Origin of the sequence: Pseudoduganella umbonata (assembly GCF_014192225.1) — a bacterium.
Taxonomy (GTDB): Bacteria; Pseudomonadota; Gammaproteobacteria; order Burkholderiales; family Burkholderiaceae_D; genus Rugamonas; species Rugamonas umbonata.
The window spans coordinates 435,741-462,505 of the sequence record NZ_JACHXS010000003.1 but is presented as its reverse complement, the minus strand read 5'-3'; the positions used below and the strand labels follow the sequence as shown (position 1 = coordinate 462,505).

The window sequence follows — 26,765 nt, the reverse complement described above, 5'->3', positions numbered from 1 at the left end:
CGTTTCAAGCCGATGAACGAAGAATTGCAAAGCCCCGCCGGGCGGGCCGCATGGCTGACGGCGGAACTGAACCGGCACCTGCACGCCTACCACGTGCTCGACGCCCCCACCATTCCGGACGCCGAATACGACAAGCTGTTCGCCGAGCTGCAGCGGCTCGAGGAGGAACACCCGGAACTGGCGCAGCCGGACTCGCCCACCCAGCGTGTCGGCGCGCCGCCGCTGGGCCAGTTCGCCGCCGTCACGCACGCGGTGCCGATGCTGTCGCTGAACAATGGCTTCACGGACGAGGACATCGAGAACTTCGACCGCCGCGTGCGCGAGGGACTGGACGTGCTCCAGGTCGACTATGCGGCCGAGCTGAAGTTCGATGGCCTGGCGATCAACCTGCGCTACGAGAACGGCGTGTTCGTGCAGGCCGCCACGCGCGGCGACGGCTATACCGGCGAGGACGTGTCGGCCAACATCCGCACCATCAAGTCGATCCCGCTGCGCCTGCGGGGCGACGACCTGCCCGAGGTGCTGGAAGTGCGCGGCGAGGTGCTGATGTTCAAGGCCGATTTCGCGGCCATGAACGAGCGCCAGCGCGCCGCGGGCCAGAAGGAATTCGTCAATCCGCGCAATGCCGCCGCCGGCGCGCTGCGCCAGCTCGACTCGCGCATCACGGCGCAGCGCAGGCTGCGCTTCTTCGCCTACGGCATCGGTGAACTGGTCGGCGCGGACATGCCGGAAACCCATTCCGGCCTGCTCGACTGGTACGCCGCCCTGGGCCTGCCGGTGAACCAGGAACGCGCGGTCGTGCGGGGCTACGACGGCCTCCTGGCGTTTTATGAGCGGATCGGCAAGGCGCGCCCGGCGATGGCGTACGAGATCGACGGCGTCGTCTACAAGGTCAACCGGGTCGAAGACCAGCGTACGCTGGGCTTCCGGTCGCGCGCCCCGCGCTTCGCGCTGGCCCACAAGTTCGCCGCCGAGGAAGCGCTGACCACGGTGCAGGCGATCGAAGTGCAGGTGGGCCGCACCGGCGCCATCACGCCGGTGGCGCGGCTGGTGCCCGTGTTCGTCGGCGGCGTCACCGTCACCAACGCCACGCTGCATAACGAGGACGAAGTGCGCCGCAAGGACGTGCGGGTGGGCGATACCGTCATCGTGCGGCGCGCCGGCGACGTGATCCCCGAGGTGCTGGCCGTGGTGCTCGAAAAGCGCCCCACGCCGGAACCGGCGGCCTACGTGCTGCCCAACACCTGCCCGGTATGCGGTTCGCACGTGGTGCGCGAGGAAGGCGAGGCGATCGCGCGCTGTTCCGGCGGGCTCACGTGCGCGGCGCAGCGCAAGGAAGCGATCCGCCACTTCGCCGGCCGCCGCATGATGGATATCGAAGGGCTGGGCGACCGCTACATCGACAGCCTCGTCGAATGCAACCTGGTGCACGGCGTGGCCGACCTGTACCGGCTGACGCTGGACGACCTGCTGCAGATGAAACGGGCCGCGGACGAACGCGACGGCACCACGCCGGATACCGTCAAGCAGGGCAAGGTCGCCACCAAGTGGGCCGACAACCTGCTGGCTGCGATCGAAGCGAGCAAGAAGCCGCCGCTGGAACGGCTGCTGTTCGCGCTGGGCATCCGGCACGTGGGCGAGTCGACCGGCAAGACGCTGGCCGACTGGCTCGGCAGGTTCGCGCTGGTGCGCAGGGCCCCGGCCGCGCTGCTGCGCGTGCTGCCGGACATCGGCGGCACAGTGGCCGAATCGATCGCCGACTTCTTCGCCGAAGAGAAAAACCAGGCGGCGATCGATGCGCTTCTGGCCGCGGGCGTGGCGCCGCAGGGCGAGCATGCGCCGAAAGCCCAGTTGCGCGAGAAGCTGGACGAAGTCTCGCTGCTGGCTGCGCTGGGCATCCCGAAACTGACCGAGCCGCGTGCCCGGCAACTGCTGGCCGACGGCATGACGCTCGAATCGCTGGCCTTCCTGAAGGTGTTCAACGTGTTCGGCCTGCCGGCCACCGTTGCCGCGTCGCTCGAGGAGTGGATGGCGGCGCAGGCCAACCGGGACAAGCTGATGGCCCTGGCCGCGCTGCGCACGGAACTGCTGGCGCAACTGCCGGAAGCGGCGGAGGCGGAAGAGGGGCCGATGTCGGGCAAGACGTTCGTCCTCACCGGCACGCTGCCCACCTTGTCCCGCGACGCCGCCGGCGCGATGATCGAGGCGGCTGGTGGCAAGGTTTCCGGCTCCGTGTCGAAGCGCACCACGTACGTGGTTGCCGGCGCCGACGCGGGCAGCAAGCTCGCGAAAGCCGAGGAACTGGGCGTCACGATCCTGGACGAAGCCGCCCTGCTGGCACTGCTGGGGAAGTAATTGCCTAAAACCGGGGTCAGACCCCGGTTTTAGGCAACACGTAAAAGCCGCGGAACTGGCCGTCAGGATCCTGGACGAAGGAGCGCTGCGGGCACTGCCGGGCAAATAATTACCAAAAACCGGGGTCAGACCCCGGTTTTTGGAAACATTTTTTGAGAGAAAACTGGATGAACCAAATCCGTAAAGCCGTCTTCCCCGTTGCCGGCCTCGGCAGCCGCTTCCTGCCCGCGACCAAGGCGCAGCCCAAGGAAATGCTGCCGATCGTCGACAAGCCGCTGATCCAGTACGCGGTCGAGGAGGCCGTGGCCGCCGGCATCACGGATCTTGTGTTCATCACCGGCCGCAACAAGCGGGCGATCGAGGATCATTTCGACACCGCCTACGAACTGGAAGCGGAACTGGAAGCGGCGCAGAAGCAGCATCTGCTGCAACTGGTGCAGAACGTGATCCCGAAGAACGTCAACTGCATCTACATCCGCCAGTCGGCGCCGCTGGGCCTGGGCCATGCGGTGCTGTGCGCCCGTCCGGTGGTCGGCAACGATCCGTTTGCCGTGCTGCTGGCCGATGACTTCATGGACACGCCGGACGGCATTCGCCCGGTGCTGGCGCAGATGACCGAGCGCTACGAATTCGAGCGTGCCAGCCTGCTGGCGGTGCAGGAGGTGCCGCGCGAGAACACGCGCCAGTACGGCATCGTCAGCGCATCGCCGTATCGCGACCGGCTGGAGCTGGTGTCCGGCATCGTTGAAAAACCAACCCCGGACAAGGCCCCGTCGACGCTGGCCGTGGTCGGCCGTTACGTGCTGTCGGCACGCATCTTCGACTTCCTCGAACAGGTGGGCAAGGGCGCCGGCGGCGAGATCCAGCTGACGGACGGCATCGCCGCGCTGCTAAGGCACGAGCGCGTGCTGGCCTATCGCTACGAGGGCCAGCGCTACGATTGCGGTTCGAAGCTCGGCTACCTGAAGGCCACCGTGGCGATGGGGCTGAAGCATCCGGAAACGCGCGACGAGTTCGCCGAGTTCGTGGCGCAGACGCGCGAGACGCTGTGACGGTCCGCGACATCCTCAAGATGGGCGACCCGCGCCTGCTGCGGCAGGCCGACCCGGTGCGCGACTTCAATACCCCGGCACTGCACGCGCTGATCGCCGACATGTTCGACACGATGCACGCGGCGAACGGCGCCGGCCTGGCCGCGCCGCAGATCGGCGTCAACCTGCAGGTGGTGATCTTCGGCTTCAAGTCGAACGTGCGCTACCCGAATGCGCCGCAGGTGCCGGAAACGGTGCTGATCAACCCGGTGCTGACGCCGCTGGGCGAAGACAGGGAAGAGGGCTTCGAAGGCTGCCTGTCGGTGCCCGGCCTGCGCGGCAGCGTGCCGCGCTACATCCGGCTGCATTACGAGGGCTTCGACCAGCACGGCAATCCGATCTCGCGCGATGCCGACGGCTTCCACGCCCGCGTGGTGCAGCACGAGGTGGACCACCTGCACGGCATCCTGTATCCGGCCCGGATCGTGGATTTCACCAAGTTCGGTTTTACCAGCGTGATGTTCCCGGACCTCGATCCGAACGACGACGACTGAGCGGGGAAAACCGGTGTCAGACACCATCATCCCGATGAGGCGCCCGGATGACAGTGTCTGACACCAGATGCATCCCTCGTCGGCTGAGCGCCTGGTGTCGGACACTTTTTTCGGGCGCTTCTTCCGGAAAAGGTGTCGGACACCGGTTTTCGTGAACGCAAGCCAAGGTAAGCACTGCATTTCAATATGCGCCAACGATCATTGGCGCAAAGGTAAATCTGTCGTAATATCCCGCCCAGCATTTGGTCCCCAGACCAAGCACCCAATAACAAATCCTGGATCAAAAATCCGGGCCACCGGGAGAAACCAGGATGAGCCAACCCTCTTCGTCCAATCCACTCGAATTTTCCATCCGGGGGATCGTCCTCGGCATCCTGATCACGCTGGTCTTCACGGCCGCGCAGGTCTACCTCGGCCTGAAAGTCGGCCTGACCTTCGCCACCTCGATCCCCGCCGCCGTCATCTCGATGGCGCTGCTGTCCGCCTTCAAGGATGCGACGATCCAGGAAAACAATATCGTTCAGACGATCGCTTCCGCCGCCGGCACGCTGGCGTCGGTGATTTTCGTGCTGCCCGGCCTCCTGATGATCGGCTGGTGGGCCGAGATCCCGTTCTGGCCCACGTTCGGCGCCTGCGCGATCGGCGGCGTACTGGGCGTGATGTACACGATCCCACTGCGCCGCGCGCTGGTGTCGCAGTCGAAGCTGCCCTATCCGGAAGGCGTGGCCGCCGCCGAGGTGCTGAAGGTCGGCACCCAGTCGCGCGCCGGCGCGCAGGAAGGCAAGGCCGGCCTGAAGGCGGTGGTACTGGGCACGCTGGCATCGGCGGGCTTCGCCGCGCTGGCCGGCGCCAAGCTGGTGTCGCACGAAGTGGCCTACTACTTCCGGTTCGGCAGCGGCAGCGCCGCCACCGGGCTGGGCGCATCGACTTCGCTGGCGCTGATCGGCGCCGGCCACCTGATGGGCATCACGGTCGGCATCGCGATGCTGACCGGTCTCGTCATCGCCTGGGGCATCCTGGTGCCGATCCTGACGGCCGCCACGCCGATGGCCGCCGGCGCCTCGGTCGCCGACCACGCGCTGGGCGTGTGGAGCACCCAGGTGCGCATGATGGGCGCGGGCACGATCGGCGCCGCGGCCATCGTCACGCTGGCCACGCTGGCCAAGCCCGTGTTCGGCGGCCTGAAGTCGGCGCTGGAAGCGTCGCGCGCGGCGAAGCACGGCGGCGCCGAGGTGCCGCGCGTGGAACGCGACATGCCGATCTTCATCGTCGGCCTCGTCACGCTGATCGCGATGGTGCCGGCCGGCTGGCTGCTGGCAGCCTTCCTGGAGGGCGGTGTGCTGGCGTCGATCGCCACGCCGCTGGTCATCGTCGGCATCGGCTACATCCTGGTGGCCGGCCTGCTGGCCGCCGCCGTGTGCGGCTACATGGCGGGCCTGATCGGTTCGTCGAACTCGCCGGTGTCCGGCATCGCGATCCTCACGATCCTCGGTGCCGCCACGTCGATCGGCTTCGTCGGCCGCGAAGTACTGGGCCCGGATACCGCCCAGGCGCTGATCGCGTTCGCGCTGTTCGTCACCACCGTGGTGCTGGCGGTCGCCGTGATCGGCAACGACAACCTGCAGGACCTGAAGACCGGCCAGCTGGTCGGCGCCACGCCGTGGAAGCAGCAGGTAGCGCTGATCATCGGCGTGTTCGCCGGCTCCTGCGTGGTGCCGCCCGTGCTGGACCTGCTCAATCACGCCTACGGCTTTGCCGGTGCGCCGAACCAGAACGCCATTTCCGACCAGCCGCTGGCCGCGCCGCAGGCAACGCTGATCTCCACGCTGGCGCGCGGCGTGATCGGCGGCGACCTGCCGTGGCACCTGATCGGCTGGGGCGCCCTGATCGGCCTCGCGCTGGTGGCGATCGACTTCGTGCTGAAGAAGTCCAGCCATGGCAAGTACAGCCTGCCGCCGCTGGGCGTGGGCCTGGCCGTCTACCTGCCGTCGGCCGTCACGGCACCGGTGGTGGTTGGCGCGGTGGCTGGCTACTATTTCGAGAAGTCACTGCGCGGCAAGACGTACGGCGAAGCCGCGTCGCGCGTGGGTGTGCTGGTGATGTCCGGCTTCATCGTCGGCGAGAGCCTGTTCAATGTGGCGCTGGCCGCGCTGATCGTGCTGTCCGGAACGGCCGACCCGCTGGCGTTCGGTGCCGGCGTCGAGGAATCGACCGGCATGCTGATCGCGCTGGTCGTCGCGGCCGCGATCCTCGTCAGCCTGTACCGCTGGGCTGCCAACTCGGCCCGCCGCATCGAGGGGTAAGCACCGGATGGCGCTGGCGGATATCCTGCAGGCCGCCGCGGCCGCCATTGCGCTGATCGGCGCCTTTCCCTGGCGCCTGCTGCTGGCCACCGTGATCTTCCTCGTGGTGGCCGAAGGCCTGATGTTCATTCCCCGCGCCGGCTTCGTGCTGAAGCTGTGCGTGGCATCCCTGCTGGCGGTCCAGCTGCTGGCCATGTTCCGCGTGGCTGCGCTGGGCGAGCCGCCGCCGCTGGCCATCCTGCTCGATGCTTCCTACCTGCCGCCGGCATCGATGCTGGTGCTGTGGCTGTGCGCCCTGGTGCCGTTCGCGCTGGGGCTGGCCGTGCTGGCTGCCACCGGGCAGGGTACCGGCGTCCGTTACTTCTTCGGCAACATCCTGCGCGACAAGCCGCCGTCGCCCCGCGCCTTCCTGCTGTTCAAGGCGGTCATGCACGTGGCGGCCGCGGTGTTCACCTTCGTCGCGCCGGGCATCGTGCTGAAAGGCTACATCGGCTGGAATGCGCTGGAGCAGGGCCTGGTGGCCGCGCTGCTGTACTGGCAGGCGCCGCTGGCGGTATTGCTGTTGTCGGTGGCGTTCGACGCGTTTGCCACGTGGCTGCCGAAACTGCTGCCTGCCAGGGCGGCCGGCATCGTCGTCCTGGTGCTGCTGCTGTTCTTCGTGCTGTTCCTGTTTGCATTCACCTATACACTTTCCGCGGGAGCGTTCGGCATATGAATCCCATCGCAGGCCACCGGCTGGGGCAGGGTACGTGGTACATGGGCGACGACCCGGCGCGCAGGAACGACGAGGTGCGCGCGCTGCAACTGGGCGTGGACCTCGGCATCACGCTGATCGACACCGCCGAGATGTACGGCGAAGGGGGCGCCGAGCGCGTGGTCGGCGCAGCGATCGCCGGCCGGCGCGACGAGGTCGTCATCGTCAGCAAGGTGTATCCGCACAATGCCGGGCGCACCGAAGTGCAGCGCGCCTGCGAACGCAGCCTGGCGCGGCTGGGCACCGACCGCATCGACCTGTATTTGCTGCACTGGCGCGGCGGCGTGCCGCTGGCCGAGACGCTGGAAGGCTTCGAGACGCTGCGCGCGGCCGGCAAGATCCTGGCGTACGGCGTCAGCAACTTCGACACTGCGGACATGGAGGAAGCCGTCCGCGTGCCCGGCGGCGCGGCGCTTGCCGCCAACCAGGTGATGTACAACCTGCGGCGGCGCGGTATCGAATTCGACCTGCTGCCCTGGTGCCGCCGGCACGGCATTCCCGTGATGGCGTATTCGCCGCTCGAATCAAGCCGGCGCGATCAGCAGCGGCTGTTCGCCGACCCGGCACTGCGGCAGGTCGCCGGCCGGCACGGCGCCACGCCGGCGCAGGTCGCGCTGGCCTGGCTGTTCGCGCAGGAAGGTGTGACCGCCATTCCGAAGGCGGTGCAGCCGGAGCACGTGCGCGCCAACCGCGCTGCGCTGGACATCGTGCTGACGGCGGAAGACCTTGCGGTGCTGGACGCCGCGTTTCCGCCGCCATCGCGGGCCGTGCCGCTGGATGTTCTCTGAATTCGACGCCGTGTCACTGGGCGAACGTAGCTGACGCGTGCGTTACTGGTGTCGGACACCTTGGTGTCGGACACCGGTGTTCGCCAGTATTTTGCCGATATCGTGCATAAAACCGGTGTCCGGAAGGAGTGATGACATGCATGTCATCACCGCTTCACAGGCGCAGAGCATGCTCTACGAAACCCCTGTGAAGCCACCAAGAAGCCGGTGTCCGACACCAGGCAATGTTCAGGCAACAGTTTTGGGACTGTTACGGGCGCCGGCCCTGGGCCATCTTGGCGATCGCGCGGTCCACCAGCGTCTGCATCTGCGCCGTCAGGTCGACGAAGCGGCAGCCGATCTGCACCTGTTCGCCCAGCAGGAACGAGCGGAAGCGGCGCGACAGGCGCACTTCCAGGTCGCAGATGACGACGGTGTCGTTCAGCTCCAGCCGCACGCGTTGCAGCTTGCGGCCGATGTGCAGGCCGGGTGCATCGCGCGGGGCGCAGCGCATGCCGACGCCACCGGCGGCGACGTCGTACAGCAGCATCTCGAACGGCGTACCGAACATGACGAACGACGCGGTGTAGTTGCCGGCAACCGGCGTTTCCAGGCGCCGGGAACCGCGGCGGTTCAAGACCAAGCAGAGCGCCGGAAACCGGGCCGGCACGAGCGTGGGCTGGCCGGGCAGCGGCGTCCAGTCGGACGTGAGCTCGAACTGGAAGCGCGCCGAATCGAGGCGGCTGACGAACGTGCAGGAGCCTGCCGGGAGTACGCAGCCGTCTTCCAGCCGCAGCGTAAACGATGGATCGGTGGCATGCAGCGCATGGATGCGCGCCAGCAGCGGCGTGCCGTTGCCGTCCGCGTAGAGCGTCACCGGTTCGCCGCGGTCATACAGCGTTTGCAGCGCATCGCGGATCGCCGCCATGTCGGTGATCTCGTGCGGCATCGAGGCGAGCGGAATGCGTTCGGCGATGTCCGCCGCGCTCATTCTCCTGCGGCGGGGCAGCAGCCCGGCCGTGATCAGGTCGCCCGCCGCTTCGGTACGCACATACTCTGTCACGTTGCCGCCGATACCTGGCAACGCGTTCCCCTTGGGGCGCAATTGCGCGCTGAAGCGGCGCACGGTCGGCGATTGCAACCAGGGCAGGTGGTCGCGAAGGTTCTTGAGAGTGAAAGTCATGGGCGTGCTCGGCTAGTAGTCAGCAAGCATACCAGCAAATCCTTTGATCGCAGACAACAATATTGCCCTACGGCTAGAGGCTGTCGCTAAAACCGCTCATCCGGCGCGAGATAGCGCCATTGCCCGACCGGCAGCTCGCCCAGTTTCACCTTGCCGATGCGCACGCGCTTCAGGCCCACGACCTTCAGGCCGACCATCTCGCACATGCGGCGGATCTGCCGTTTCTTGCCTTCCCGGAGGGTGAACGACAGCTGGTCGTCATTCTGCCAGCGCACCTTGGCCGGCAGCAGCGGTTTGCCGTCCATCCATAAACCGTGGTTCAGTTTTTTCAGGTCGGCATCGGGCAGCTTGCCCGGCTTCGTGTATTCCACGCGCACCAGGTACTCCTTGTCGATGTCGGTATCGTGGCCGATCAGGTGCTTGGCCACGCGGCCATCCTGCGTGAGAACGAGCAGGCCGACGGAATCGATGTCGAGCCGGCCGGCCGGCACCAGGCTGCGCAACTGCGTGGGGTGGAACTGCTCGGGCGCCGGATCGTCGGGCCAGCGGTTTTCCGGCTTGATCAGCGCCACCGCTGGCGTATAGCCATCCTCGGCCTGGCCGCTGACATAGCCCATCGGCTTGTTGATCAGGATGGTCACGCGCTTGCTCTGCTCGGCGGCAGCCTGCCGCTCGACGGTGATCTTCTGGCTCGGGTAGACCTTCGTGCCCAGCTCGGACACGACCTTGCCGTCCACGCGCACCCAGCCCTTGGCGATCCATTCGTCGGCTTCGCGGCGCGACGACAGGCCCAGTTCGGACATGCGTTTCGATAAACGCAACAACTCTTCAGACATGAGAATTCAGACTTTCAATGCTTCCAGTAAATCGGTTTCCAGCTGGATCTGCGTGCGTGCGCTCGACAGCGACTGGCCGTCGACGATGAACACGTCCTCCACCCGCTCGCCCAGCGTCATCACCTTGGCGGTGTGCAGGTTCACGCGGTACTTCGTCAGCACGTTGGCGATCGAGTACAGCAGGCCGGTACGGTCGTTCGCCGTCACCGACAGCAGGTAGTACTGGCCGCGCTCGTCCGGGCGCAGGTCCACGGTCGGCTGGATCGGGAAGGTGCGCGACAGGCGCGACAGGCGGCCGCGCACCGGCGGCTGGATCGGCGCCTGCGCCAGCAGCAGGTCGCACAGCTCATGCTCGATCAGGTTGATGATGTCGCGGTAGCTCTTGGCGAAGCTCTGCTCCGTCACCAGGAACGTGTCGAGCGCGTAGCCGTGCTTGGTGGTGTGGATCTTGGCATCCAGGATCGAGAAATTCTTGCGGTCGAAATAGCCGCAGATGCGCGCGAACAGGTCCGGCTGGTCCTGGACGTAGACGGCGATCTGCAGGCCTTCGCCGATCGGCGCGAGCCGGCACTTCACCACCGGTTTCACGCTGTCGAGGCGGTCGTACAGCGCGCGCGTCTGCCAGGCGATGTCGGAGGCGTCGTGGCGCAGGAAGTACGCCATGTCCAGCTGCTTCCACAGCGCCTCGTGCGCCGACGGCGGCAGGCCGTACAGCCGCAGCGTGGCCAGCGCTTCCTGCTGGCGGTTCTTCAGTTCCCGGTCGGCCGAATGCGGTTCGCCGCCCAGCACCCGGAGGGTCATCTTGTACAGGTCTTCCAGCAGCTTGGCCTTCCAGGCATTCCACACCTTGGGGCTGGTGCCGCGGATGTCGCACACCGTCAGCAGGTACAGGCCGGTCAGGTGGCGTTCGTCGCGCACGGCTTTCGCGAACGCCGCGATCACGTCGGGATCGGACAGGTCCTGCTTCTGCGCCACGGTGGACATCAGCAGATGCTGCTCGACGAGGAAGGCCACCAGCTCCGTTTCATCGGTGCTCATGCCGTGGTCCTGGCAGAACTGTACCGCGTCGGCCACGCCCAGCTTCGAATGGTCGCCGCCGCGGCCCTTGGCGATGTCGTGGAACAGCGCCGCCACGTACAGCAGCCAGTGCTGCGGGTAGTTCGCCATCAGCTGGCTGCAATACGGGTATTCGTGCGCATGTTCCGTCATCGTGAAGCGGCGCATGTTGCGCACCACCATCAGGATGTGCTGGTCCACCGTGTACACGTGGAACAGGTCATGCTGCATCTGGCCGACGATCTTGCGGAAGTTCGGCAGGTAGCGGCCCAGGATCGACAGCTCGTTCATCCGGCGCAAGGCGTGGATGATGCCCGAAGGCGCCTGCAGGATGCGCAGGAAATAGGCGCGGTTGACGGGGTCGGCGCGGAACGCCGCGTCGATCTCGAAGCGCTCGTGCCACAGCGCGCGCGTGGCGCGGGCCGTGATGCCCTTCAGGGCCGGGCGCTCGGTCATCAGCACGAAGATCTCGAGGATGGCCGACGGGGTGCGGGAGAACACATCGTCGCTGCTGATGTCGATGAAGCCGTTGACTTCATTGAAGCGCTCGTTGATCGGATGCGTCTCGCAGCCCTGCGGGAACAGCATCGCCTCGATGTTCTGCAGCAGGATCGTGTTCAGCTGGACCACCGTCTTGGCGGCCCAGTAGTAGCGCTGCATCAGGTATTCGCTGGCGCGGCGCATGTGCACGCCGGTACCGGTGGTCTGCAGGCCGAGGCTTTCGGCGATCGCCGTCTGCACGTCGAACACCAGACGGTCCTCGCGGCGGCCGGCGTGCAGGTGCAGCCGCACGCGGATATCCTTGAAGGCGCGTTCCTTCTCCATCAGCTGGCGCGCCTCGGTCTGCGTGATCAGGCCGCGCGTGGCCAGCGTGCGCCACGAACTGGCCAGGCCCGCGGCCTTGGCCATCCACAGGATCACCTGCAGGTCGCGCAGCCCGCCGGGGCTTTCCTTGCAATTGGGTTCGAGCGAGAACGCCGTGTCTTCGTACTTGGCGTGCCGCTGGCGCATCTCGCTGGTCTTGGCGTGGAAAAAGGCCTGCGGATCCATCGCCGCGTCATACTCCCGTTCCAGCCGTGCGAACAGTTCGGCGTCGCCGGTCACCAGGCGCGCTTCCAGCAGGCTGGTCTGCACCGTGATGTCGGCTTCGGATTCGGCCAGGCATTCCTCCACCGTGCGGATCGACGAGCCGATTTCCAGGCCCAGATCCCACAGCAGCTGCACCAGTTCTTCCAGGCGGTGGCGGGTGTCCTCGTCCGGGCTCTGGCCCAGCAGGATCAGCACGTCCACGTCGGAATAGGGGAACAGCTCGCCGCGGCCATAGCCGCCCACCGCCACCAGCGCAGTCTGCGCCGGCAGGCTGGCGGCCTGCCACGCATGCGTCAGCACGTTGTCGACGCTCTGGCGCAGGTTGCGCAGCAGCTTTTCCGGCTTGCCGTCGTCGCGGAACGTGGCGATCACGAGCTGGCGGTCGGACTTCAGCCGCAGCTTCAGGGAACTGCGCAGCTGTTCGCGGGGATCGCTGTTCATCGCGATGGAGGACATGGGTCAGGCCGCGGCTTCTGCTTCGGTGATGAAGGCCGGCGGCGGCGGCGCACCGGCAGACAGCGTCAGCACCTCGTAGCCGGTTTCCGTCACGAGCACCATGTGCTCCCACTGGGCCGACAGGCTGCGGTCCTTGGTCTTGATGGTCCAGCCGTCGCCCATTTCGCGGATCTCGCGGCGGCCGGCATTGATCATCGGCTCGATCGTGAAGATCATGCCGGGTTTCAGTTCCTCGCCGGTGCCCGGCTTGCCGTAGTGGAGCACCTGCGGCTCTTCGTGGAAGACCTTGCCGATGCCGTGGCCGCAGAATTCGCGCACCACGCTGTAGCCGGCCTTCTCGGCATGCACCTGGATCGCGTGGCCGATGTCGCCGAAGTGGCCACCCGGGCGCACCTGGGCGATGCCCAGCCACATGCATTCATACGTGATGTCGGTCAGGCGCTTGGCCAGGATCGACGGCGCGCCGATGTAGAACATGCGGCTGTTGTCGCCGTGGTAGCCATCCTTGGTGATGATCGTGATATCCAGGTTCACCACGTCGCCCGCCTTCAGTACCTTGTCGCCGGGGATGCCGTGGCAGATCACGTCGTTGACGGACGTGCAGATCGCCTTCGGATACGGCGGATAGCCGGGCGGCTGGTAGTTCAGCGGCGCCGGCACCGTGCCTTGCACATTCGTCATGTATTCGTGGCACAGGCGGTCCAGCTCGCCGGTGGTGACACCGGGCTTGACGAACGGGGTGATGTAGTCGAGGACTTCGGCGCCGAGGCGGCCGGCAATGCGCATGCCTTCGATGTCTTCGGGGGTCTTGATCGTGATGGACATGTTTCTTGATTGATTCGTGCGACAAACCACGATTATAGACGACCCGGACCCGGAGAGTTGCGCTTGCCGCGGAACAGCGTCGGCGGCGATGCGCCAGGTGACAGGCACCATTTTCCGGATGAATCTCCCGGAAAATGGTGCCTGGAAGGAGAGACGGCTTGCAGGCCGTCTCCGCTACGCAGGCCTGGAGCATGCTCCAGGAAACCCCTGCTTCGCCACCGGTTTTCAGTCGATCAGCCGCGCGCCACCGCCCCGAAAAACCGCACCATCTCCCGGCTCGCATCCGGCCCCGTCGGATCCGTATAGCTGCCGCTGGCGCTGCCTCCGGCCCACGCATGGCCGGCGCCATGCAATTCCCAGTGCTCGGCCAGCACGCGGCCATCCTTGCTGCGGTGGATGGTACGCGTATATTTGCGTCCGCCACTGGCCTTGGCCTGTTCCACCTCCGGCGTTCCCGCCTCATGTGCCACCAGGCCATGCTGCAGCACGTCGTCGCCGTTCTTCCGGTTCACGGTATGGTCCTTGTCGCCGTGGAACACGATCAGTGGCGGGCTGGCGACAGGCCGTCCGCCTCCCTTGGCGCCCTGTTGCATGGCCTGCAGGGCGGACGGCAAGTCCGTCGCACTGCCGAACGGCAGCCCGGAATGCACGCCGACGGCATGGAACAGTTCCGGATACAGCGCACCCACCACGACCGCCATCGCGCCGCCGGCCGACAGCCCGGCGATGCTGACACGGGCCGGATCGACGGAGTGATCGGCCATCACCTGCCGGGCGATGCCGGCGATGATCGCCGGTTCGCCGCGCTCGCGCTGCTGGTCGGCGGCGCTGAACCAGTTCCAGCATTTGGAGCTGTTGGCACCCTGCGACTGGCACGGATACGCCACCAGGCAGCCGGTTTCCTCGGCAACCTGGTTCATGCGGGTGCCGGCGGCGAAGTCGTCCGGGTCCTGCGTGCAGCCGTGCAGCATGACGACGAGCGGTACCGGCTGGCCTTGCTTATACGTGCTCGGCACATACAGCTTGTAGCCGCGTGTGCCGGCATGGCACGTAAAGCTGGCGCTGTCGAAGCGGGCGCCGTCCGGCAGCGGGGCAGGGGGCGGGCGCTTGCGGGCGCCGGGCAGCTTGCCGTTCTTGAGCTGCTCGCGCAGCGATTCTGGCAAGCCGTCCAGCAGGTTTTCCGGCAGGCCCTGGAACCCACCCTGCATGCCGCCCTTGAACTTCTCTTTCAGCCCGTCGGCAAAGCCTTCCGGCAGCGCGATGCCCGCTTTCGCCAGGATGTCGGCCAGGCCGGACTTTGCGCTGCCAGCCTGTGGTTGCTCGTCCGTCTTCGCCTGGGACGCCTGCTGGCGACCCGGCGCGGCCTTCCGGGCGCGGGGAGTGGGGCGGGCCTGTGCCTTTTCCGGTGGCGCGTTCAGGTCTTTCATCGTGGCGCCGGCGCGTGGCGCGGTATCAGCGGTGGCGGCGGTGGCGGCGGCATCGGGGGCGGTGTCGCCGGCCAGTGCGCGCTGGATCGCGGCGGTGGCGGCCATCGGGCCGTCTTTCATCAGATCTTGCGTGGCTGCCTGCAGGCGAGCCATCAGTGCGGAATCGAATTTCATATCGTGCCTTCCATAGGATGAGGCGTGTGGGACAGCGGTGCTGTCGGAATATTGTCGGTTGCTGCGGTTCAGCTGATGCGGCCGGCCAGGGCCGCTTTCACGGCCGGGCTGGCGTGCAGCGCGCCAAGCACGGTGATCGACTGGATGGTGGCCGCCGCCAGTTCCGCGGTCACGTCCGGCGCAATGGTGGCCAGGCCGAGCACGCGGATATTGAGCATCTCGCCGGCGGTGCGGGCCGCTTCCAGGTCGGCGCTGGAAAACTGCTGCAAGCCCAGCACGAACTGGTTGCGCTCGACCGTTTGCCGCACTACCTCCGCATGCTGGTTCAGCTGGTTGCGGATCGCCGTGCGGATCAGGTCCGAGCGGTTGGCATAAAAACCCTGCTGTACCAGCAGGTCGATCTGGCCCAGGTCGACCGGAAAAAGATTGATCGTGATTTTTTCCGAATCGGCGGGTCGAAGTTTGAGGTCGGGCATCGTTTATCTTCCATTTGCCATCCAAGTGGATGGTATATGGAAGTATTGTGCGGGATTTCAATGGCTCGTTCAAGAAAATGTTGAAGCAGATCGGCGTACTGTGGTTTGGCGTTGCGATGCGCTTGGCGTCTCGACACCTGCAGGCGGTATCGGCTGAAAGGGAGCGTGGCGATGCGACGCGTGGAAAAGGTCGCCGGTGAGGCATTGCCTGCGGTTGAGGCAGGCTGCGCGGGCTGCGGTAATCCGCGCAGCGCGAGAGGCATGGTGTGGTGCCCGCACCAAGGGCGCGCCGAGACGCAGCGCTTGGGTGGCTAGGGTAGAGGGTCTGGGACGCGTGGCGCCGGCCGTCTTTGCCGGAATCCCGGCCGTCAGGAGTCCTTCGTGTTCTGTGTCAGGTCATCGGCACCTGTCATATAGCCCTCGTCCGCCGCCAGTTGCGCATCCGGCGGCAGTTGCTCGTGTGCACGTGCGCGGTCCAGCAGCACGTGCACGGTCTCGATCTTGTGGCGGATGGCTTCGGCCAGCGACGCCAGCGTCAGCGGTTCCGGCAGCATCAGCTCGCATTCCTGCGCCGCCCAGGCGGCCGGGTGGGTGGGCTCGATTTCCCCCTGTGCGCCGGTCTCGTCGCGTTCGACCAGTTGCAGTGCGTGCCGCAGGCCCTGTTCCAGTTGCTCCAGCCGGCTCGATTCCATGGTGTTCTCCTCTCGCAAGTGTTGAGTTTTCGTCAGGATACGTCGCCAAGGCGCGGGACGCCGCGCGATTACGGGGAGGTGCGTTAACGCTGCGCGGATGCTGGTTGCCATGCCATGCGCCTGCCCCGGCGGAATGCACTGGCGCTGGCATGCGTCAAGTCGCCAGCCGTGGTGGTGCCGAAGAAGCAGTTCGAGGCAGACCTGGACAACCTGTCTTGGCCATGAACAAGAACAACGTTTGATTGTTTCCCCGTCTTCCGCTAAAATGCCGGGTTGCTCGGACTCGTTCCTTGCAATGTTGCAAAATCCCCACTTTTTAATAAACTCGAACCCGCTCTGCAAGGGTGCCCGCAAGGGTGACTGAGCAGGTTCCAGACCCAACCCTGGAGTAAAACATGTCTGTAACGATGCGTGAAATGCTGGAAGCCGGCGTCCACTTCGGTCACCAAACCCGATTCTGGAACCCAAAGATGGCTCCGTTCATCTTCGGCCACCGCAACAAGATTCACATCATCAACCTGGAAAAGACCATGGAGCTGTACCAGGAGGCGATGAAGACTGTTCGCCAACTGTCCGCCAACCGTGGCACGATCCTGATGGTGGGCACCAAGCGCCAGGCTCGCGACATCGTCGCCGCCGAGGCACAGCGTGCTGGTGTTCCTTACGTCGACCAGCGCTGGCTGGGCGGCATGCTGACCAACTTCAAGACCATCAAGACCTCGATCAAGCGCCTGAAGGACATGGAAGCGCAAATCGCCGACGGTTCCGTGGAAAAGCTGACCAAGAAAGATGCACTGCTGTTCAGCCGTGAAATGGAAAAGCTGCAGAAGTCCATCGGCGGCATCAAGGATATGGGCGGCGTGCCTGACGCGATCTTCGTGATCGACGTCGGCTACCACAAAGGCGCGATCACCGAAGCCCAGAAACTGGGTATCCCGGTCATCGGCATCGTCGATACCAACCACTCGCCGGCCGGCGTGACCCACGTGATCCCGGGTAACGACGACTCGTCCAAGGCAATCAGCCTGTACGCCCGCGGCGTGGCAGATGCGATCCTGGAAGGCCGTGCCAACGCGTCGACCGAAGTGCTGGAGTCGATCAAGACGGCAGCCGGCGACGAGTTCGTGGAAGTCAACGAGCAGGCGTAAGTAGCGCTGGTCCCGGTGTCCGTCCCTCGGGCGGACATCGGCACTACACATTAGGCTGTTATTTTAGGCCTTGAAAAAAGGGGTGGCTTCCGGCTCCCCTTTTTTTTAACGAGACGCCGGATGAGCAGGCTGCCGCAAGGCGCCGCCCCGGCAACCCCACCGAATACAGGAGAAAACATATGGCAGCGATTACCGCAGCAATGGTCGGCGAACTGCGCGCGAAGACCGACGCACCGATGATGGAATGCAAGAAGGCCCTGACCGAAGCGGCCGGCGACATGGACAAAGCGGAAGAGATCCTGCGCGTCAAGCTGGGCGGCAAGGCAGCCAAGGCTTCGGCACGCGTGACCGCCGAAGGCGTTGTCGCAGCATTCATCTCGGGCAACGTGGGCGCCCTGGTCGAAGTGAACTCCGAAACCGACTTCGTCGCCAAGAACGACGACTTCCTGGCACTGGCGAACACCGCCGCACGCCTGGCTGCCGAAAAGAACCCGGCCGACGTGGCTGCCCTGCTGGCGCTGCCGACCGAATCCGGCCAGACGCTGGAAGAAGTACGCTCCGCCCTGGTTGGCAAGATCGGCGAAAACATGTCGATCCGCCGCTTCCAGCGCTTTGAAACGACCGGCAAGCTGGCTTCGTACCTGCACGGCACGAAGATCGGCGTGATCGTCGACTTCGAAGGCGCGGACGACCAGGTGGGCAAGGACGTGGCAATGCACATCGCGGCAATGAAGCCGGTGTCGCTGTCGTCCGACCAGGTGCCTGCAGAGCTGATCGAGAAAGAGCGCTCGGTTGCCCAGGCCAAGGCCGACGAAGATGCAGCCAAGGCTGCCGCCGAAGGCAAGCCGGCCCAGTCGCCGGAAATCGTCGCCAAGCGCCTCGAAGGTTCCGTGCAGAAGTACCTGAAGGAAGTGTCGCTGCTGAACCAGGCGTTCGTGAAGAACGACAAGCAGTCCGTCGAGCAGATGCTGAAGGCCGCCAACGCGACCGTCAAGGGCTTCACCATGTACGTGGTGGGCGAAGGCATTGAAAAGAAAGTGGACGATTTCGCCGCTGAAGTGGCAGCCCAGATGGCTGCTTCCAAGGGAGCGTAATTCAAAAACGGGCCGCGAGGCCCGTTTTTTTAGAGCCTTGGCTCTGATGCAGTACCAGGAATTCTCCCCAACCGTCCCCGCGTGGGTCGTACGGTTGGCGTACCAACCCGGCGCAAGGAGCTTTACAGCTATCATTGCGGCCGGATGTCACCGAATACATTACTTAGGAGCCTCAGCTCATGTCAAAACCAGCCTACAAGCGCGTCCTCCTCAAATTGTCCGGTGAAGCCCTGATGGGCGATGACCCGTATGGCATCAATCGCGCCACGATCGAGCGCATGGTCGCCGACGTGGCCGAGGTCGCGAAACTGGGCGTGGAACTGGCAGTCGTGATCGGCGGCGGCAACATCTTCCGTGGCGTGGCGCCCGGCGCCCAGGGCATGGACCGTGCCACTGCCGACTACATGGGCATGCTGGCCACCGTCATGAACGCGCTGGCCCTGGCCGACGCGATGCGCCACGTGGGCGTCGTTGCCCGCGTGATGTCGGCGATCGGCATCGAACAGGTCGTCGAGCCGTATGTGCGCCCGAAAGCGCTGCAATACCTGGAAGAGGGCAAGGTCGTCATCTTCGCGGCCGGCACCGGCAACCCGTTCTTCACCACCGATACGGCCGCCGCGCTGCGCGGTTCGGAGATGTCGGCCGAAATCGTGCTGAAGGCCACCAAGGTCGACGGCGTGTACAGTGCCGATCCGAAGAAGGACCCGGAAGCCACGCTGTACGACACCATCAGCTTCGACGAGGCGATCTCCAAGCAGCTGCAGGTGATGGACGCGACCGCGTTCGCACTGTGCCGCGACCAGAAACTGCCGATCAAGGTCTTCTCGATCACCAAGCCAGGCGCGATGATGCGCGTGATCATGGGTGAGCAAGAGGGCACCCTGGTTCACGTTTAAAATACGACATTCAAGAGAAATAACAGGAGAGCAGCATGTCTACCGCTGACATCAAGAAAAACGCCCAGGACAAGATGGCGAAATCGCTGGATACGCTGAAAAGCGATCTGGCCAAGGTGCGTACCGGCCGTGCCCACGTGGGCATCCTCGACCACGTAACGGTCGATTACTACGGCAATCCCACGGCGATCAACCAGGTGGCCAACCTGACGCTGATCGATGCCCGCACGATCGGCGTGACGCCGTTCGAAAAGAAGATGGGTGCGGCGATCGAAAAGGCGATCCGCGATGCCGACCTGGGCTTGAACCCGTCCGCGCAGGGCGACACGATCCGCGTGCCGACCCCGGCGCTGACCGAAGAGCGCCGCAAGGAAATGGTCAAGCTGTGCAAGGGCGAAGCCGAGGACGCGAAGATCGCCGTCCGTAACATCCGCCGCGACGCCAACGAGCAGCTGAAAAAGCTCACGAAGGACAAGGCCATCTCGGAAGACGAAGAGCGCCGCGCCTCCGACGACGTGCAGAAGCTGACCGACAAGGCGATTGCCGACATCGACAAGATCGTTGCCGAGAAAGAGAAGGAAGTGCTGACGGTTTGATGCCGGAAGCCGCGTGAACACTTGGTGTCTGACACTTTTTCGGGATTTTGCGAAAAGGTGTCAGACACCGGCTTTATCTGGCCGGTAGCCTGTTTTCCACCGAAAACCGGTGTCCGACACCAGAAAGCCGGTGTCCGACACCAGGCTCGCTCCCGCCACGAGTTCCGCCCAAGACCTGGGACAGCCCCTATTGCCAAGAAAATATTTCTTGAAAAATAGGTGCCTGTCCCCGGTTTTTTTTGTACAGTTCATCTTTTGGCATTAAAGCGTTACTAATGAGATATACGAGTTCGACGACCGCGGTGCCTGAAGTGCCGAATGTGCCGCGCCATGTGGCGATTATCATGGACGGCAACGGCCGTTGGGCCACCAAGCGCTTCCTGCCGCGCGTGGCGGGCCACGTCAAGGGCGTGGAAGCGGTGCGTACCGTCGTCGAGGCCTGCGTCAGCCGTGGCGTCGAGTACCTGACCGTGTTCGCCTTCAGTTCGGAGAACTGGCGCCGTCCGGAAGAGGAAGTGTCGCTGCTGATGCGCCTGTTCGTCACCGCGCTCGAGCGCGAAGTGGCGAAGATGCACGCCAATAACATTCGCCTGAAAGTCGTCGGCGACCTGTCCCGTTTCGACGGCAAGCTGCGCGACATGATCTCCGCCGCCGAGCGCAAGACGGCGAACAACACCCGCCTCACCGTCACCGTGTGCGCCAACTACGGCGGCCGCTGGGATATCATGCAGGCAATCGGCAAGATGGTCGCGGCGCATCCTGGCGCCACGGATTTCTCCGAAGCGCAGCTCGCGCCGCATCTGGCGATGGCCTATGCGCCCGAGCCGGACCTGTTCATCCGCACCGGCGGCGAAGAGCGCATCTCGAACTTCCTGCTGTGGCAGCTGGCTTACACCGAGCTGTATTTCACGGACATATACTGGCCCGACTTCACCGCCGAGAAGCTGGACGAAGCGATTGCGTCCTACCAGCACCGCGAGCGCCGCTTCGGCCGCACGGGCGAACAACTGAAAAAATAACAAACACATGCTGAAGACCCGGATCATTACCGCCGTCATCCTGTTCGTGGTGCTGGTGGCCGTGCTGTTTTCCGGCTCGCTGCCGGCCGTGCAGGCGCTCGTAACCGTCGTGTTTTTCGCCACCGCATGGGAAGCCTTCCGGCTGTTCAAGCTGCGCGCGCCGATCCTGGTTGCCTTCTGCTGGGCGGTGGCGTTTCTCTACACGTTCTTCTATAACGCCGGCCTCGAGCAGGCCCGCTTCTGGCTGGCGCTGGGCGCGGCCATCTGGCTGCTGCGCTTCTTCCCGTCGCTGAAAGTCGGCCTGCCGCCGATGGAAGGCTTCGGCAATACGCTGCTGGCGATGGTGTATGGCGCCACGCTGGTATCGTGCTTCGTGGCGATCCTGGTGCTGTTCCAGCGCTCGCCGCTGTACCTGTTCTCGGTGATGGCGCTGGTGTTCATCGCCGACATCGGCGCCTATTTCTCCGGCAAGAAGTTCGGCAGGCGCAAGCTGGCGCCGTCGATTTCGCCCGGCAAATCGGTCGAAGGCGCCGTCGGCGGCTGGATCGCCGTGCTCGTGCTGTGCATGATCACGATCCTGGCCGCGCCATACCAGCCATGGCTGCAGGACACGTTCGCCGTGCGCGTCCAGGCGAAACTGGGCTGGGGCATTGCCCTGGTCGCACTGTCCGTCATCGTCGGCGCGTCGATCGTCGGCGACCTGTTCGAATCCCAGCTGAAGCGGCGCGCCGGCTTCAAGGACAGCAGCAACCTGCTGCCCGGCCATGGCGGCGTGCTCGACCGTATCGATGCGCTGGTGCCGGTCCTGCCGATCGCCGCGCTGATCGGCGGCTGGCTGTAAAAGGTAACGAAACCTGCCAGGCCCACAAGGCGGCAGGTTTCAAAGGAAATGACTATGCAAAGCATCACCATCCTCGGCGCCACCGGTTCCATCGGCGTCTCCACGCTCGACGTCATCGCGCGCCACCCCGACCGTTACACGGTCTACGCCCTGTCCGCGCACAGCCGGGTCGACGAACTGGCGGCGCAGTGCCGGCAGTTCCAGCCGAAAGTGGCGGTCGTCGGCAGCGCCGATGCGGCCGACCAGCTGGCCGCGCTGCTGCGCGCCATGAATCTGGACACCCAGGTGGCGTGGGGCGAGCAGGCACTGTGCGACATCGCCTCGGCCGGTGAAGTGGACGGCGTGATGGCCGCGATCGTCGGCGCCGCGGGCCTGGCGCCCACGCTGGCCGCCGCGCGTGCCGGCAAGAAGGTCATGCTGGCCAACAAGGAGGCGCTGGTGATGTCCGGCCAGCTGTTCATGGATGCCGTCGCGGCATCCGGCGCGACGCTGCTGCCGATCGACTCCGAACACAATGCGATCTTCCAGTGCCTGCCGGCCGATTACCGCCGCGTGCCGGCGGCGGCCGGCGTCACGAAGATCCTGCTGACCGCATCCGGCGGACCGTTCCTGAAGCGTGCCGTGGAAACGCTCGATACCGTCACGCCGGCCGAGGCGTGCAAGCACCCGAAGTGGGTCATGGGCCCCAAGATTTCGGTCGATTCCGCCACGATGATGAACAAGGGCCTGGAAGTGATCGAGGCGCACTGGCTGTTCGGCGCGCCGGCGGCGCAGATCGAAGTCGTCATCCATCCGCAGTCGGTGATCCACTCGATGGTGTCGTACGCGGACGGTTCCGTGATTGCCGAACTGGGCAACCCGGACATGCGCACGCCGATCGCCAATGCGCTGGCCTACCCGGAACGGATCGCATCGGGCGTGGCCCAGCTCGACCTCACGCAGGTCGGCACGCTGCAGTTCGAAAAGCCCGACTTCAAGCGTTTCCCGTGCCTGGCACTGGCCTACGACGCGCTGCAAGCCGGCGGTACCGCGCCGGCCCTGCTGAACGCCGCCAACGAAGTGGCCGTGCAGGCTTTCCTCGACGAGCGCATCGGCTTCCGCCAGATCGACCGCGTGATCGCCGGCGTGATGGATGCGCTGCCGCACGGCCCGGCGTCGTCCATCGAGGCCGTGATGGCGCAGGATGCGGCGGCGCGTGCCGCGGCCGAACGTGCGATCGCCGCGCTGGGCCATCCGCTGAAGGCGGCCAACGCCTGACGGCTTTCCTGAACCGCGCTTCGGCGCACGCCGGGGCAGGGTGCGAACAACTATCGAGCCCGGCGTCGCACCGGGCGCCATCCGAAAGTAAGCCATGAACCTGCTGCAAACGGTCGTTGCCTTCATCGTTGCGCTGGGCACGCTCGTGGTCATCCACGAACTGGGCCACTACCTGGTGGCGCGCTGGTGCGGCGTGAAGGTGCTGCGTTTCTCGGTCGGCATGGGCCGCGTGGTATGGTCGCGCCGGGTCGGGCCGGACCAGACCGAATGGGCCGTTTCCGCGCTGCCGCTGGGCGGCTACGTGAAGATGCTCGACGCGCGCGACCAGGATGTGAAGGACATCGCGCCCGAAGACCTGCCGCGCGAGTTCACGCGCCAGAATGTCTGGAAGCGCATCGCCATCGTGGCCGCCGGGCCGATCGCCAACTTCCTGCTGGCGATCGTGCTGTTCGCGGGCCTGTACATGCACGGTATCGAAGAGCCGGCCACGCGCATTGCCGCGCCGGCCGCGCAGTCGGCCGCCGCCCAGGCCGGGCTGGACCGCGATGACGTGATCCGCGCCGTCAACGGCAATGCGGTGCAGGGCTGGTCCGAGTTGCGCTGGCAGCTGATCGAAGCGGTTGTCGAATCCAAGGACGGCGAGGGCGCCCGCATCGAGGCGGAGCGGCCGGGCCGCGGCCGCTACACGTTTACGGTGCCGGCCGCCACGCTGCGCGCTGTCGATCTCGATGGCGACGTGGCCGGTGCGCTGGGCTTCAATATCCGGCTGCCCGCGCCCGTGCTGGGCAAGGTCGATCCGGCCGGTGCCGGGGGCCGCGCCGGCCTGCGCACTGGCGACCAGGTGGTGGCGATGGACGGCCAGCCGGTCGCCGATATCGGCGCGTTCAGCGCGGCGATCCGCCAGGCCGCGGCACGTACCGTGCAGCTCGATGTGCGGCGTAATGGCGAACTGGTGCGGGTGCCGGTGGTGCCGGAAGCGGTGTCCGGTAAAGACGGTGTAACAGTCGGTAAGATCAAGGTCGAGCTGCTGGGGCGGCCGGATATGATCGTCGTGGCCGACGGCCCGTTCGCCGCGCTGGCGAAGGCGGCGCGCAAGGTGTGGGACACCAGCGTGCTGACGATCCGGATGATCGGCCGCATGATCATCGGCGAAGTCTCGTGGAAGAACGTGACCGGTCCCATCACGATTGCCGACTACGCGGGCCAGAGTTCGCGTATCGGCCTGGCCAGCTATCTGTCGTTCGTGGCGGTCGTCAGCATCAGCCTTGGGGTGATGAATTTGCTCCCGATACCGGTTCTGGATGGCGGCCATTTGCTGTATTATTCGCTGGAAGTTTTGACTGGGCGCCCGGTGCCGGAGCGTTTTGGGGAGATTGCACAGCGTCTGGGTGTCGGGTTGTTGGTGACCTTGATGGCGCTCGCTGTATTCAACGATGTCGCGCGGTTGTTATGATCCGCCTGCCGCGTGCAGTCTCGTATTTGGAAAGCTGGTTCGGAATGATTGCGGGCGAGGTGTCGAAAGGTGCTGTCCGGATTATCGCGAAGCGGCTTTCGAGTCTCTGATAATGCCAATGAAATTCATTTCTGACCGCTTTGCCTCGCCTTCGTTTCGCCGCACCCTGATCGGCGCCGCCGTACTGGCTTTCTGCTCCGGCAGCGCCTTTGCCGTTCAACCCTTCGTGGTCAAGGATATCCGCGTCGAAGGTATCCAGCGTACCGAAGCGGGCACCGTGTTCAGCTACCTGCCGGTGCGCGTGGGCGAAACGTTCAGCGACGACAAATCCGTCACCACGATCAAGGCGCTGTACGCGACCGGCATCTTCAAGGACGTGCGGCTGGAAAAAGATGGCGACGTGCTGGTAGTGATCGTCGAGGAACGCCCGGCGATCGCCAAGGTCGATTTCACCGGTACCCAGGAATTCGAGAAGGACATGCTGGTCACCGCCCTGAAGGATATCGGCGTGGGCGAAGCCAAGACCTTCGACAAGGCCACCACCGATCGCGCCGAGCAGGAACTGAAGCGCCAGTACCTGTCGCGCGGCCTGTACGGCGTCAAGGTCACCACCACCGTCACGCCGATGGAGCGCAACCGCGTGTCGATCATGTTCAATGTCGACGAAGGCGAGATCGCGCGTATCAAGCAGATCAACATCGTCGGCAACAAGGTCTTCTCCGACAAGGAGCTGCGCAAGGAGCTCGAGCTGAACACGTCCGGCTGGTTCAGCTGGTACACCAAGGCCGACCAGTACTCGAAGACCAAGCTGACCGGCGACCTGGAAGCACTGAAGTCGTTCTACCTGGACCGCGGCTACGTGGAAATGAACGTCGACTCCACCCAGGTCTCCATCACGCCGGACAAGAAGGACATCTACCTCACCATCAACATCACCGAAGGCGAGAAGTACTCGGTTTCCGACATCAAGTTCGAAGGCGAGATGTACGGCCGCGAGGAAGAGCTGCGCTCGCTGGTGCTGCTGAAGAAGGGCGAGACCTATTCGGGCGCGCGCCTGACCGCCACCAACAAGCTGATCACCGACCGCCTGGGCAACTTCGGCTTTGCCTTCGCCAACGTGAACGCCAATCCGGAAGTCGACCGCGAGAAGCGCGAAGTCGCCTTCACGTTCTTCATCGACCCGGGCAAGCGCGCCTATGTGCGCCACATGAACATCCAGGGCAACACCACCACGCGCGACGAGGTGATCCGCCGCGAGTTCCGCCAGTTCGAGTCGAGCTGGTATGACGCCAACAAGGTCAAGCTGTCGCGCGACCGCGTCGACCGCCTGGGCTACTTCAAGGACGTGACGGTGGATACGCCGGAAGCGCCGGGCACGTCCGACCAGGTCGACGTGAACCTGACGGTGGTGGAAAAGCCGACCGGTAACTTCCAGATCGGCGGCGCGTTCTCGCAGGCCGAGAAGTTCAGCCTGTCGGCCTCGATCCAGCAGGCCAACTTCGCCGGCTCCGGCAATACCGTGGGCCTGGAACTGAACACCAGTAAATACAGCCGCACGATCGCGTTCTCGCAGACCAACCCGTACTACACGGACGACGGCGTATCGCAGAGCTACGAGCTGTACCTGCGGACCTTCGATCCGCCGGCGGTGAACACCGGCATGTACTCGATCAAGCAGACCGGCGGCCGCGTCAGCTGGGGCGTGCCGTTCTCCGAAGTCGACACCGTGTTCTTCGGTATCGGCCTGGAGCGCGCCACCATCAAGACCGACGTGACCAGCCCGAACTACTTCAAGCAGTACGTGCGCGACCTGGGCGGCCCGGCCAGCGGCGAGGGTGAAGTCTCGTCGAACTCGGTGCCGCTGACGATCGCCTGGGGCCGCGACAGCCGCGACAGCGCGGTGACGCCGACCGTCGGCCGCTACCAGCGCGCCAACCTGGAGATCGACCTGATCGGCGATTCGAAGTACGTGCGCGCGGTGTACGAGCAGCAGTGGTACCGCCCGATCACGTCGTGGGCCACGCTGGCGCTGAAGGGCGAGTTCGACTATGGCCACGGCATCGGCGACCGGCCGTATCCGGTGTTCAAGAACTTCTATGCCGGCGGCATCGGCTCGGTGCGCGGCTACTACAGCTCCTCGCTGGGTTACCTCGACACCAACGGCGACGCGCTGGGCGGCGCTTCGCGCCTGATCGGCAATGCCGAGCTGCAGTTCCCGTTCCCCGGCCAGGGCAAGGACCGCAGCCTGCGCTGGTTCGCCTTCTTCGACGGCGGCCAGGTCTACCAGGAAGGGGCGAAGATGCGCCTGTCCGAGCTGCGCTTCTCGACGGGCCTGGGCGTGAGCTGGATTTCCCCGGTGGGGCCGCTGAAGTTGAGTTATGCTAAGCCTATTAATCCGATATACGGCGACCGCCTGGAACGCTTCCAGTTCCAGATGGGTACCGGTTTCTGATGCCGGCAATGGCGGCAAGTGGGAACCTGGT

General features: G+C 65.2%; 22 protein-coding genes. 15 read left to right on the top strand and 7 right to left on the bottom strand.

What is annotated here, in order from left to right:
• Window positions 1-12: 12 nt before the first annotated feature.
• The 6 genes from ligA (at window position 13) to FHS02_RS10655 (ending at window position 7,785) form a co-directional block, all read left to right on the top strand.
• Window positions 13-2,355, top strand: a complete 2,343-nt coding sequence (gene ligA, locus FHS02_RS10680) for an NAD-dependent DNA ligase LigA (RefSeq protein WP_137313408.1) — start codon at window positions 13-15, stop codon at window positions 2,353-2,355.
• Between the two features lie 167 nt (window positions 2,356-2,522).
• A complete protein-coding gene (galU, locus tag FHS02_RS10675) occupies window positions 2,523-3,407 on the top strand; it encodes a UTP--glucose-1-phosphate uridylyltransferase GalU (RefSeq protein ID WP_137313407.1) in 885 nt (294 codons plus the stop codon).
• Window positions 3,404-3,940, top strand: coding sequence for a peptide deformylase (def, locus tag FHS02_RS10670; RefSeq protein WP_137313406.1), 537 nt, complete (start codon window positions 3,404-3,406; stop codon window positions 3,938-3,940). The genes galU and def overlap by 4 nt, the downstream gene beginning before the upstream one ends.
• Window positions 3,941-4,251: 311 nt before the next feature.
• On the top strand, window positions 4,252-6,243 hold the full coding sequence (locus FHS02_RS10665; RefSeq protein ID WP_137313405.1) for an OPT family oligopeptide transporter: 1,992 nt from the start codon (window positions 4,252-4,254) through the stop codon (window positions 6,241-6,243).
• Between the two features lie 7 nt (window positions 6,244-6,250).
• The gene (locus tag FHS02_RS10660) at window positions 6,251-6,958 is read left to right on the top strand and encodes a hypothetical protein (protein WP_137313404.1); all 708 of its coding nucleotides are present in this window, start codon (window positions 6,251-6,253) and stop codon (window positions 6,956-6,958) included.
• Window positions 6,955-7,785, top strand: a complete 831-nt coding sequence (locus tag FHS02_RS10655) for an aldo/keto reductase (RefSeq protein WP_137313403.1) — start codon at window positions 6,955-6,957, stop codon at window positions 7,783-7,785. The genes FHS02_RS10660 and FHS02_RS10655 overlap by 4 nt, the downstream gene beginning before the upstream one ends.
• Window positions 7,786-8,035: 250 nt before the next feature.
• Here the strand turns inward: FHS02_RS10655 and FHS02_RS10650 are convergent, their stop codons facing one another.
• The 7 genes from FHS02_RS10650 to FHS02_RS10620 all read right to left on the bottom strand — a co-directional run bounded on the left by FHS02_RS10650 (window position 8,036) and on the right by FHS02_RS10620 (window position 15,978).
• Window positions 8,036-8,947 carry a PilZ domain-containing protein gene (locus FHS02_RS10650; RefSeq protein WP_137313402.1) on the bottom strand — a complete coding sequence of 304 codons (912 nt, stop codon included), beginning with the start codon at window positions 8,945-8,947 and terminating at the stop codon, window positions 8,036-8,038.
• Window positions 8,948-9,033: 86 nt separating this feature from the next.
• Window positions 9,034-9,783 carry a pseudouridine synthase gene (locus FHS02_RS10645; RefSeq protein ID WP_175424771.1) on the bottom strand — a complete coding sequence of 250 codons (750 nt, stop codon included), beginning with the start codon at window positions 9,781-9,783 and terminating at the stop codon, window positions 9,034-9,036.
• A 6-nt stretch (window positions 9,784-9,789) separates the two neighbouring features.
• Complete coding sequence (locus FHS02_RS10640; protein ID WP_137313400.1) at window positions 9,790-12,384, bottom strand: [protein-PII] uridylyltransferase; 2,595 nt, start codon at window positions 12,382-12,384, stop codon at window positions 9,790-9,792.
• Between the two features lie 3 nt (window positions 12,385-12,387).
• Window positions 12,388-13,209 (bottom strand): type I methionyl aminopeptidase, encoded by an 822-nt coding sequence (gene map, locus FHS02_RS10635; RefSeq protein ID WP_137313399.1) that lies wholly within the window; start codon window positions 13,207-13,209, stop codon window positions 12,388-12,390.
• A gap of 233 nt (window positions 13,210-13,442) precedes the next feature.
• The gene (locus FHS02_RS10630; RefSeq protein WP_307722193.1) at window positions 13,443-14,810 is read right to left on the bottom strand and encodes an extracellular catalytic domain type 1 short-chain-length polyhydroxyalkanoate depolymerase; all 1,368 of its coding nucleotides are present in this window, start codon (window positions 14,808-14,810) and stop codon (window positions 13,443-13,445) included.
• Window positions 14,811-14,878: 68 nt separating this feature from the next.
• Window positions 14,879-15,286 (bottom strand): ribbon-helix-helix domain-containing protein, encoded by a 408-nt coding sequence (locus FHS02_RS10625; protein ID WP_137313398.1) that lies wholly within the window; start codon window positions 15,284-15,286, stop codon window positions 14,879-14,881.
• A 368-nt stretch (window positions 15,287-15,654) separates the two neighbouring features.
• The gene (locus FHS02_RS10620; RefSeq protein ID WP_137313397.1) at window positions 15,655-15,978 is read right to left on the bottom strand and encodes a hypothetical protein; all 324 of its coding nucleotides are present in this window, start codon (window positions 15,976-15,978) and stop codon (window positions 15,655-15,657) included.
• Window positions 15,979-16,373: 395 nt separating this feature from the next.
• Between FHS02_RS10620 and rpsB the strand changes: the two genes are divergently transcribed.
• The 9 genes from rpsB (at window position 16,374) to bamA (ending at window position 26,734) form a co-directional block, all read left to right on the top strand.
• Complete coding sequence (gene rpsB / locus FHS02_RS10615; protein ID WP_137313396.1) at window positions 16,374-17,126, top strand: 30S ribosomal protein S2; 753 nt, start codon at window positions 16,374-16,376, stop codon at window positions 17,124-17,126.
• Between the two features lie 179 nt (window positions 17,127-17,305).
• Window positions 17,306-18,220: a translation elongation factor Ts gene (tsf, locus tag FHS02_RS10610; RefSeq protein ID WP_137313395.1), complete on the top strand. Its 915-nt coding sequence runs from the start codon at window positions 17,306-17,308 to the stop codon at window positions 18,218-18,220.
• Between the two features lie 179 nt (window positions 18,221-18,399).
• Window positions 18,400-19,116: a UMP kinase gene (gene pyrH / locus FHS02_RS10605; protein WP_137313394.1), complete on the top strand. Its 717-nt coding sequence runs from the start codon at window positions 18,400-18,402 to the stop codon at window positions 19,114-19,116.
• 35 nt (window positions 19,117-19,151) lie between these two features.
• Window positions 19,152-19,712 carry a ribosome recycling factor gene (frr, locus tag FHS02_RS10600; RefSeq protein WP_137313393.1) on the top strand — a complete coding sequence of 187 codons (561 nt, stop codon included), beginning with the start codon at window positions 19,152-19,154 and terminating at the stop codon, window positions 19,710-19,712.
• 275 nt (window positions 19,713-19,987) lie between these two features.
• The gene (gene uppS, locus FHS02_RS10595) at window positions 19,988-20,731 is read left to right on the top strand and encodes a polyprenyl diphosphate synthase (RefSeq protein WP_137313392.1); all 744 of its coding nucleotides are present in this window, start codon (window positions 19,988-19,990) and stop codon (window positions 20,729-20,731) included.
• A 7-nt stretch (window positions 20,732-20,738) separates the two neighbouring features.
• Window positions 20,739-21,572: a phosphatidate cytidylyltransferase gene (locus FHS02_RS10590; RefSeq protein WP_137313391.1), complete on the top strand. Its 834-nt coding sequence runs from the start codon at window positions 20,739-20,741 to the stop codon at window positions 21,570-21,572.
• A 54-nt stretch (window positions 21,573-21,626) separates the two neighbouring features.
• Entirely contained in the window at window positions 21,627-22,829 is a 1,203-nt protein-coding gene (ispC, locus tag FHS02_RS10585; protein WP_137313390.1) for a 1-deoxy-D-xylulose-5-phosphate reductoisomerase, read from the top strand.
• 94 nt (window positions 22,830-22,923) lie between these two features.
• Complete coding sequence (gene rseP / locus FHS02_RS10580; protein WP_137313389.1) at window positions 22,924-24,282, top strand: RIP metalloprotease RseP; 1,359 nt, start codon at window positions 22,924-22,926, stop codon at window positions 24,280-24,282.
• A gap of 118 nt (window positions 24,283-24,400) precedes the next feature.
• Window positions 24,401-26,734 (top strand): outer membrane protein assembly factor BamA, encoded by a 2,334-nt coding sequence (bamA, locus tag FHS02_RS10575; protein WP_137313388.1) that lies wholly within the window; start codon window positions 24,401-24,403, stop codon window positions 26,732-26,734.
• Window positions 26,735-26,765: the final 31 nt, after the last annotated feature.